The 8,290-nt window shown below is 61.5% G+C and carries 10 protein-coding genes; 2 read left to right on the top strand and 8 right to left on the bottom strand.

Annotated features, from left to right (window positions below; translation table 11 throughout):
* On the top strand, positions 1-210 hold a 210-nt coding region (locus B0W55_RS30995; RefSeq protein WP_218189777.1), incomplete at its 5' end, for a hypothetical protein.
* Positions 211-532: 322 nt separating this feature from the next.
* Here B0W55_RS30995 and B0W55_RS27760 read toward each other — a convergent pair.
* The 8 genes from B0W55_RS27760 to paaA form a co-directional block, all read right to left on the bottom strand.
* Positions 533-841 (bottom strand): addiction module antidote protein, encoded by a 309-nt coding sequence (locus tag B0W55_RS27760; protein WP_077049104.1) that lies wholly within the window; start codon positions 839-841, stop codon positions 533-535.
* 2 nt (positions 842-843) lie between these two features.
* A complete protein-coding gene (locus tag B0W55_RS27755; protein ID WP_077049103.1) occupies positions 844-1,137 on the bottom strand; it encodes a type II toxin-antitoxin system RelE/ParE family toxin in 294 nt (97 codons plus the stop codon).
* A 233-nt stretch (positions 1,138-1,370) separates the two neighbouring features.
* The gene (gene paaZ, locus B0W55_RS27750) at positions 1,371-3,425 is read right to left on the bottom strand and encodes a phenylacetic acid degradation bifunctional protein PaaZ (RefSeq protein ID WP_077049102.1); all 2,055 of its coding nucleotides are present in this window, start codon (positions 3,423-3,425) and stop codon (positions 1,371-1,373) included.
* A 162-nt stretch (positions 3,426-3,587) separates the two neighbouring features.
* The gene (gene paaE / locus B0W55_RS27745; RefSeq protein WP_077049101.1) at positions 3,588-4,664 is read right to left on the bottom strand and encodes a 1,2-phenylacetyl-CoA epoxidase subunit PaaE; all 1,077 of its coding nucleotides are present in this window, start codon (positions 4,662-4,664) and stop codon (positions 3,588-3,590) included.
* A 33-nt stretch (positions 4,665-4,697) separates the two neighbouring features.
* Positions 4,698-5,231: a 1,2-phenylacetyl-CoA epoxidase subunit PaaD gene (gene paaD, locus B0W55_RS27740; protein WP_077049100.1), complete on the bottom strand. Its 534-nt coding sequence runs from the start codon at positions 5,229-5,231 to the stop codon at positions 4,698-4,700.
* Positions 5,218-5,979, bottom strand: coding sequence for a 1,2-phenylacetyl-CoA epoxidase subunit PaaC (paaC, locus tag B0W55_RS27735; RefSeq protein ID WP_077049099.1), 762 nt, complete (start codon positions 5,977-5,979; stop codon positions 5,218-5,220). Before paaC ends, paaD begins: the two co-directional genes overlap by 14 nt.
* A gap of 8 nt (positions 5,980-5,987) precedes the next feature.
* Positions 5,988-6,269, bottom strand: coding sequence for a 1,2-phenylacetyl-CoA epoxidase subunit PaaB (gene paaB, locus B0W55_RS27730; protein ID WP_007943393.1), 282 nt, complete (start codon positions 6,267-6,269; stop codon positions 5,988-5,990).
* A gap of 138 nt (positions 6,270-6,407) precedes the next feature.
* Positions 6,408-7,397: a 1,2-phenylacetyl-CoA epoxidase subunit PaaA gene (paaA, locus tag B0W55_RS27725; RefSeq protein ID WP_077049098.1), complete on the bottom strand. Its 990-nt coding sequence runs from the start codon at positions 7,395-7,397 to the stop codon at positions 6,408-6,410.
* A 275-nt stretch (positions 7,398-7,672) separates the two neighbouring features.
* Here paaA and B0W55_RS27720 point away from each other — a divergent pair, with 275 nt between their 5' ends.
* A complete protein-coding gene (locus tag B0W55_RS27720) occupies positions 7,673-8,224 on the top strand; it encodes a hypothetical protein (RefSeq protein WP_077049097.1) in 552 nt (183 codons plus the stop codon).
* Positions 8,225-8,290: the final 66 nt, after the last annotated feature.

Genomic DNA, 8,290 nt, shown 5'->3' with positions numbered 1-8,290 from the left:
GGGGGGATCGGGGTGGATGGTTTTCATGGTTTCAGCTCTCAAAAGGAGATGGAGCTGCCAAAAGCCTTTCCTACGGGCAGGGTGGCAGCCATGTACGGGGTAGGAAATCGAGATCTGAGAGCACCTCTCGACCACGCCGAAGCGTGCCCGTACATGGCCGCCGCAGCTGATCTTACGGACGCAGTTGAGCGGCCGCAAACCAGGCAATGACGCCATAGTGCATCTCAGACTCTTGAGGTTCCTACACCCCACCACTGAATTTCAGTGACCACCAAAGCCTATCGATCGAGCACCTTTCAAACCAGTTCACGCCGTTCGCCACAATTCGAAGGAAATCTCCGAAGACCCTGCCCGGAAACGGTGTAGGACCTGAGCAAGGAGTGCCTGAAAAACAGGGCGAAGGGCTGTGAGTGAGGAACCACGGGCATTACCCAGGGCTAGGAAAAACAGAAATGTCCTACGCCAATTGACACTTGGCTCACTCCAACCTCAAGTAGAAGCAAGCCTGCTTGTGATGGCGGCCTGGATTGATTCAAGAATTCGGCTGATGGATAACATGCCCTGGCTGCGCATAGAGATCGATACCCAGCGCATGAATCACTTTCAGAACCGTGTGGAAACGTGGTTTTGCGCCAGGGGCAAAGGCCTTGTACAGACTCTCGCGACCCATTCCCGAATCTCTGGCGACCTGTGTCATGCCACGGGCCTTAACCACGTATCCCACGGCACGTAGAAACTCTTCATTGTCCCCCTCCGCCAGCACCTGGGACAGGTATTCGCTGATGGCCTCATCGCTGTCGAGCAGACTTGCCATGTCAAAGGCCGTCAAAGTCTGGCTCATGGTTAAACCTCCTTTGCCATTTTTTTTGCACGTTGGATATCAGCGTTCTGTGATGACTTGTCACCCCCGGCAAGCAAGACGATGACGACAGTCTTACGCATCGTGAAGTAAATCCGGTATCCGGCGCCAACATCCACGCGCATTTCGGAAACGCCATTACCTACTGGTTTGATATCGCCCAAATTTCCCGCGCCGGCACGTTCAATGCGACGGGCTATGGCAATCCTTGCCCGCACATCACGGATTGAGGAATGCCATGCGGAGAAAATCGCTGTTTGCTGGACAAGATAATTCATTGTGCAACTGTATCCAAATGGATACGGAGCGGAAGTCAGACTTTTCTTGGATTGTCGGTGATTTTTCCGCGATATGTGTGGGGCTGGGGATCATTTAATCCGCCAAAAAAACTGTGGGAGCGGGCTTGCTCGCGAATGCGCCGTGCCCGTCGACATCATCGTTGTCAGACACACCGCCTTCGCGAGCAAGCCCGCTCCCACCTTTTTGATCGGTGATCACCGCAAAGCCCGGATCAATCCTCGCGCTTCACCACCAACGTCAAGATGTCATAACTGGCCACCAGCTCTCCCAATTGGTTGGTGACTTCCACATCCCACGCCACCACGCCTTGCGGAATGCTTTGCGGGCTCTTCTTGCCCTGGTCGATTTTGCGTTTGCAGGTCAGGCGGGCCTGGATGGTGTCGCCGATGCCCACCGGGTTGATGAAGCGCAGGGTGTCGAGGCCGTAGTTGGCCAGGACCGGGCCGACGCCAGGGGAGACGAACAGGCCGGCTGCGGCCGACAGGACGAAGTAACCGTGGGCGATGCGTTTGCCGAATTGCGATTCCTTGGCGGCGATGTCGTCGAAGTGCATGTAGAAGTGGTCGCCCGACAGGCAGCCGAAGTTCACAAGGTCGGCTTCGGTGACGGTGCGGCGGTGGGTCAGCAGCGACTCGCCGATCTGCAGGTCCTGGAAGTAGCGACGGAACGGGTGCACGTCGGTTTCGATGACCTTGGCGCCGCGCACGTATTCGCCGGTGACCGCTGCCAGCATGGTCGGCGAGCCTTGTACGGCGGCGCGTTGCAAGTAGTGTTTCACCGCACGCAGGCCGCCGAGTTCTTCGCCGCCGCCGGCACGACCCGGGCCGCCGTGCTTGAGTTGCGGCAGCGGCGAGCCGTGGCCGGTGGATTCGCCGGCGCAGTGACGGTCCAGGACCAGCAGACGGCCGTGCAAGGCCGCTGCCACCGGAACGGCTTTGGCGGCGATCTGTGGATCCTTGGTCACCAGGCTCGCCACCAGGCTGCCTTTGCCGCGCGCGGCCAGGGCCAGGGCTTCGTCGAGGTCGTCGTAGGCCATCAGGGTGCTGACCGGGCCGAAGGCTTCGATGTCGTGGGCGCCGCCTTCAGCGTGCGGATCCCGAGCTTGCAGCAAGGTTGGGGCGAAGAATGCGCCCTTGTCGACGTGCTCGCCGCGCGGCTCGAAACCGTCACGGGCACCGAACAGCAGGTCGCTGCTCTGCAACAGGTTTTCCAGACGCTCGGCCACGTCCTTCTGCTGATCGTGGGACGCCAGTGCGCCCATGCGCACGCCTTCCACCGATGGGTCGCCGACCACCACTTTGGCCAGGCGATCGCGCAGGCGCGTGGCCACCGCATCGATGTGTTTGGCCGGGACGATGGCGCGGCGGATGGCGGTGCATTTCTGCCCGGCCTTGGTGGTCATTTCCCGGGCGACTTCCTTGATGAACAGCTCGAATTCTTCGTCGTCCGGGGTCACGTCCGGGGCGAGGATCGCGCAGTTCAGCGAGTCGGCCTCGGCGGTGAACGGCACCGAGTTGCGGATCAGGTTCGGGTTGACCCGCAGCTTGGCCGCGGTGTCGGCGGAGCCGGTGAAGGTCACCACGTCCTGGCCTTGCAGGCGGTCGAGCAGGTCGCCGGTGCCGCCGATGATCAGTTGCAGGCTGCCCGTCGGCAACAGACCGGACTCGTCCATCAGGCGCACCACGGCTTCAGTCAGGTAGCTGGTGGCGCTGGCCGGTTTGACGATGCACGGCATGCCGGCGAGGAAGCTCGGCGCGAACTTTTCCAACATGCCCCAGATCGGGAAGTTGAACGCGTTGATGTGCACGGCCACGCCACCACGGGGCACCAGGATGTGGGTGCCGGCGAAGCTGCCCAGTTTGCTCAGTTGCAGCGCCGGGCCTTCGTGAACCACGTTGCCCGATGGCAGCTCACGTGCGCCGAGGCTGGCGTAGGTGAACAGCGTGCTGTTGCCGCCCTCGATGTCGATCCAGCTGTCGGCACGGGTGGCGCCGCTGTGGTGGGAGATTGCGTAGAGCTGTTCCTTGCGTTCGCTCAGGTACAGGGCCAGGGCCTTGAGGCGCTGGGCGCGCTGCTGGAAGTCCAGGGCCATCAGGCTGCTGACGCCCTGACGACGACCGTGCTCGATGGCTTCGGCGAAGTCCGGGCGCTCTTCGTGGGTGCGGAAGATTTCATGGCCGTCGATGGCGCTGCGCAGGGTTTGTGCGCCGTGCTGGCCGATCCAGCGGCCGGCGATGAAGCTTTGCAGGGTAGGGGCTTGGGACATGTTGGCTCCTGGAATCAAAATAGTGGGGTGCCGCAGATCCCTGTGGGAGCGGGCTTGCTCGCGAAAGCGCAGTGTCAGGCGACATCGATGCTGAATCTGATGGCCTCTTCGCGAGCAAGCCCGCTCCCACAGGGGCAGGGTGTTTCATGGCGCAAAGGAGGTTCAGAGCTGGTCGAAATCCAGCACCACCTTGTCGCTGATCGGGAAGGCCTGGCACGACAGCACGTAACCGGCCGCCACTTCGTAGTCTTCCAGCGCGTGGTTGCTGTCCATTTCCACTTCGCCTTCGATGACCTTGCACTTGCAGGTCGAGCACACGCCGGCCTTGCATGAGTAGGGCAGTTCGGCGCCCTGGGCGTTGCCGGCGTCGAGGATGCTCTGGCTGTTGCGCGTCAGGTCGAAGGCCAGGGCGCGGCCATCGCTGATGACGGTGATCTGGCTGACGGCGGCGTCCACCTGGCGGGCGGCCTCGCGGGCCTGGCGCTTCTGCTGGCTGCCGGCGGCGGCGAACAATTCGAAGTGAATGCGCTCAGGCGCCATGCCCTTGGCCTTGAGGCTGTCGCGCACGGTTTCGGTCATTTCTTGCGGGCCGCAGATGAAGGCCGCATCGAGGGCCTTCACATCGAGCCAGCGGCTGAACAGTTGCTCGCATTTTTCGGCGTTGATGCGGCCGTTGTACAGGTCCACATCCTGCTGCTCGCGGCTGAACACAAAGATCAGATTCAGGCGTTGCAGGTAGCGGTTCTTCAGGTCTTCCAGCTGTTCTCGAAACAGTGCGCCGGAGCTGGAACGGTTGCCGTACAGCAGGGTGACGCGGCTGTGGGGCTCGGTTTCCAGGGTGGTCTTGATGATCGACAGGATCGGCGTGATGCCGCTGCCCGCAGCCACGGCCAGGTAATTGCCATGGCGAGCCGGGTCCAGGTCCACACTGAAATGCCCGGCCGGCGGCATCACTTCCAGGGCGTGTCCGGCCTTGAGCTGTTCGTTGGCGAACGCAGAGAAGCGCCCACCGGCGACACGCTTGACCGCGATGCGCAGTTCACCGTCGTTGACCCCGGTGCAGATCGAATACGAACGGCGCACTTCTTCGCCGTCCATCAAGGTGCGCATCACCAGGTGCTGGCCCTGGGTGAAGTGGAAACTGTCCTGCAGTTCCTGCGGAATGTCGAAGGCGATGGACACCGCGTCACGGGTCTCGGCGCGCACGTCCTTGATGGTCAGGCTGTGGAATTTACTCATTGTTGTTCTCCAGCTGGGACGGCCGATCGCCGCTCAGATGCACTTGAAATAATCGAACGGTTCCCGGCAATCGACGCAGCGATACAGCGCCTTGCACGCGGTGGATCCGAACTCGCTGAGCACCTCGGTGTGGGCGCTGCCGCACTGCGGGCAGAGGATCAGCGGGCTTTCACCGAGCAGGCTGCGTTTGCTGGTGCTGCCTTCGGGCGGTGCGATGCCGTAGGCGCGCAGGCGCTCACGGCCGCTGTCGCTGATCCAGTCGGTGGTCCAGGCCGGGGTCAGCCGGCGCTCCAGGTTCGGTGCGCGGAACCCGGCCTGCTCCAGTGCGTCGCGGATATCACCCTCGATCACTTCAGTGGCGGGGCAGCCGGAGTAGGTCGGCGTGACCACCACGTGCAAGTGACCGGCCTGCCAGTCCAGATCGCGGACGATGCCAAGGTCCACCACGCTGACCACCGGCACTTCCGGGTCCATGACTTCGGACAGGATCGCCCAGGCGGCGGCCAAGTCCGACGGTTGTGCCGGGCGGGCGCCGAGGTCGCTGGCGATCAGCTCACCAGGTTGCATCGGGGTACGCTCGTGGCAGGAACTGCATTTCGGCCAGCAGAATGCCCAGGTGTTCGGTGTGCAGGCCCTTGCGCGCGTTGAGGTAGAAGTAGCTCGGCGCGGCCGGAACGGGCAGGGTGGCGCTGGCGAAAATCGCTTCGACCTTGGCTTGCCACGCCGCGGCGACGGTGGCGATGGCCGGGGTGATGCCGGCTTCGCACAGGCGCTGTTCGCTGTCGTCGGCGGCGATCAGTTCGACGGTGAAGCGCCAGACTTCCGGGATGGCCGCGAGCATGCGCTTGTGGCTTTCCTCGGTGCCGTCGCCCAGGCGCTCGACCCACTCGCCGGAGCGGCGCAGGTGATAGGTGACTTCCTTGACCGCTTTGGCGGCGATCCCGGCGATGCGTTCATCGCTGGACTGGCTCAGGCCATTGAGCACTTGCAGGTGCCAGGCGTCGTACAGGAATTGTTTGAGAATGGTCACTGCGTAGTCGCCGTTGGGTTGTTCCACCAGCAGCAGATTGCGATAGGCGCGCTCGTCGCGGCGGAACGCCAGGTCGTCGGCATCGCGGCCGTCGTCCAGCAGTTCGGCGGCGTAGTCCAGCCAGTTGCGGGCCTGGCCCACCAGGTCGAGGCCGACGTTCATCAGCGCCAACTCTTCTTCCAGGGCCGGGGCCTTGCCGCACCACTGGCACAGGCGCTGGCCCTGGATCAGGGCGCTGTCGCCCAGGCGCAGCAGGTATTCGATCAGATCGGTCTTGTTGTTCATGGTCGACCTCACATGTGCCCGACTTCGGCCGGCAGCTCGTAGAAGCTGGCATGGCGATAGACCTTGTCGTCCGAGGGGTCGAACAGCGGGTCTTTTTCATCCGGCGACGAGGCGGTGATCAGCGCCGAGGGCACCACCCACAGGCTCACGCCTTCGCTGCGACGGGTGTAGAGCTCGCGCGCGTTTTCGATGGCCATGGTGGTGTCGGCGGCATGCACGCTGCCCACATGCTTGTGGTTGAGGCCGTGCTTGCTGCGCACGAAGACTTCGAAAAGGGTCCATTCGGACATGACATCTACTCCACATTGAGGCTCTGCAGGAGCGAGCTTGCTCGCGATGTACCCGCGAGCAGCGCGGGGTGTCAGGTAGCCAGCGTTAACGTTGACGACCATCGCGAGCGAGCTCGCTCCTACAGGGGTACGGTTGTCTTAGGCGGCGTTCTTGTTGTGTTTTTTGCGGGCGTGGGCGACGGCGGCTTCGCGCACCCAGGCACCGTCTTCGATCGCCTTGCGGCGGGTGGCGACGCGTTCGGTGTTGCACGGGCCGTTGCCCTTGAGCACTTCGTAGAATTCGTTCCACTGGATCTCACCGAAATCGTAGTGGCCGCGTTCTTCATTCCACTTCAGGTCCGGGTCGGGGCAGGTGCAGCCCAGCAGTTCCAACTGCGGGATGGTCTGGTCGATGAAGCGCTGGCGCAGTTCGTCGTTGCTCTGGCGCTTGATCTTCCAGGCCATGGACTGGGCGCTGTTGGGCGAGTGTTCGTCGCTTGGGCCGAACATCATCAGCGACGGCCACCACAGACGATTGATCGCGTCCTGGACCATGTCTTTTTGCGCCTGGGTACCGTGACGCATCATGGTCAGCAGGATTTCGTAGCCCTGGCGCTGGTGGAAGCTCTCTTCCTTGCAAATGCGCACCATGGCCCGGGAGTAGGGGCCGTAGGAGGTGCGCTGCAGCACCACCTGATTGACGATCGCCGCACCGTCCACCAGCCAGCCCACCGCGCCCATGTCGGCCCAGTTCAGGGTCGGGTAATTGAAGATGCTCGAATACTTGGCCTTGCCGCTGTGCAGCTTGGCGATCTCTTCATCGCGGTCGGCGCCCAGAGTTTCCATGGCGCTGTACAGGTACAGACCGTGACCGGCCTCGTCCTGGATCTTGGCCATCAACTGCAGCTTGCGTTTGAGCGTGGGCGCACGGGTGACCCAATTGCCTTCCGGCAGCATGCCAACGATCTCGGAGTGGGCGTGCTGGGAAATCTGCCGGATCAGGGTCTGGCGGTAGGCATCTGGCATCCAGTTCTTGGCTTCGATCTTGATTTCTGAATCGATTTTTTCCTGGAAGGCGCGTTCCTGATCGGACATCTCCGACAGGTCTTTTATGCGCTTTACGCCTGTTTCTACTAGCTGTGCGTACATTGGGGGTCTCCGGCCTTGAAGCTATTCGAGGGCATGGAGAACTTTATAAGCGATACAGAAATTAATATCAAACACAAAATAACGTGTCGTATATTTTTCTGTATCGCTTTCGACTTGTCAGGGAGGTTGTAGCGGATTCTGGACAGGGTGGTGGCACCTTAGTAGCATCCGCCGCAGAGGGGCCTTTCTTCCGCCACATCGACCGACGTGGACTCATCAAGGATTGAACATGCACACCTTCAACCACAGCGATAAAACTCGAAACGGAAAACCCCGTGCTCAATAGCCAAAGTCCGGACTTCGTCCATGGCGATATCACGATCCAGTTCGACATCGAGCACGGTGTAGTGATCGGGGGCGCTTCGGGTGAGGATCAGGTCTGGATAAAAACCACGGAGGGCGAAGAGCGGTGCCTGACGTATCGCTTCGAAGATTTCCAGCTGCGCAAAGGTCAGGAAGTATCTGTGATCTATGCAGGAAGTCCGGATAGGGATGGCATGTGGGCGGCCTACCTGCGCAATCATGACCTCGCACGCGGTTTCGTCCTGAAATCGGCTGATGAGCTCTTCGACAAGCTGGTCAAGCCTCTGAAAGTGTCCTGGCTGATTGCGATCATCCTGTCGATCCCGGCGGGGTTGATGACTCTGTCGTTCGGTAACGGCAGCGTCGGCTGGCTGCTGCCAATCGCCTATTGGTTTTGGGTAGGCGCACGCGACAACAAACGCAGAAAAAGAGTGGTACCGATTCTGGAACATTACGTAGAACAGCTGGATACGCGTGCCGCGGTCAAACGTTCCGTAGCGAGGGCTCTCTCGCGCCAGTGGTGATGGCCGAACATCCCCATTCCCCTGTAGGAGCGAGCTTGCTCGCGATGGTGGTCAACGATGACGCTG

It is taken from the genome of Pseudomonas sp. KK4 (genome assembly GCF_001984065.1).
Taxonomy (GTDB): Bacteria; Pseudomonadota; Gammaproteobacteria; order Pseudomonadales; family Pseudomonadaceae; genus Aquipseudomonas.
The sequence above is the reverse complement of the archived record's forward strand: the minus strand, read 5'-3'. Positions and strand labels throughout refer to the sequence as shown.

What these genes read in the sequence shown, in the direction of transcription:
- B0W55_RS27760 (WP_077049104.1), bottom strand. Translation starts at nt 841, where the DNA reads ATGAGCCAGACTTTGACGGCCTTTGACATGGCAAGTCTGCTCGACAGC.
- B0W55_RS27755 (WP_077049103.1), bottom strand. Translation starts at nt 1,137, where the DNA reads ATGAATTATCTTGTCCAGCAAACAGCGATTTTCTCCGCATGGCATTCC.
- paaZ (WP_077049102.1), bottom strand. Translation starts at nt 3,425, where the DNA reads ATGTCCCAAGCCCCTACCCTGCAAAGCTTCATCGCCGGCCGCTGGATC.
- paaE (WP_077049101.1), bottom strand. Translation starts at nt 4,664, where the DNA reads ATGAGTAAATTCCACAGCCTGACCATCAAGGACGTGCGCGCCGAGACC.
- paaD (WP_077049100.1), bottom strand. Translation starts at nt 5,231, where the DNA reads ATGCAACCTGGTGAGCTGATCGCCAGCGACCTCGGCGCCCGCCCGGCA.
- paaC (WP_077049099.1), bottom strand. Translation starts at nt 5,979, where the DNA reads ATGAACAACAAGACCGATCTGATCGAATACCTGCTGCGCCTGGGCGAC.
- paaB (WP_007943393.1), bottom strand. Translation starts at nt 6,269, where the DNA reads ATGTCCGAATGGACCCTTTTCGAAGTCTTCGTGCGCAGCAAGCACGGC.
- paaA (WP_077049098.1), bottom strand. Translation starts at nt 7,397, where the DNA reads ATGTACGCACAGCTAGTAGAAACAGGCGTAAAGCGCATAAAAGACCTG.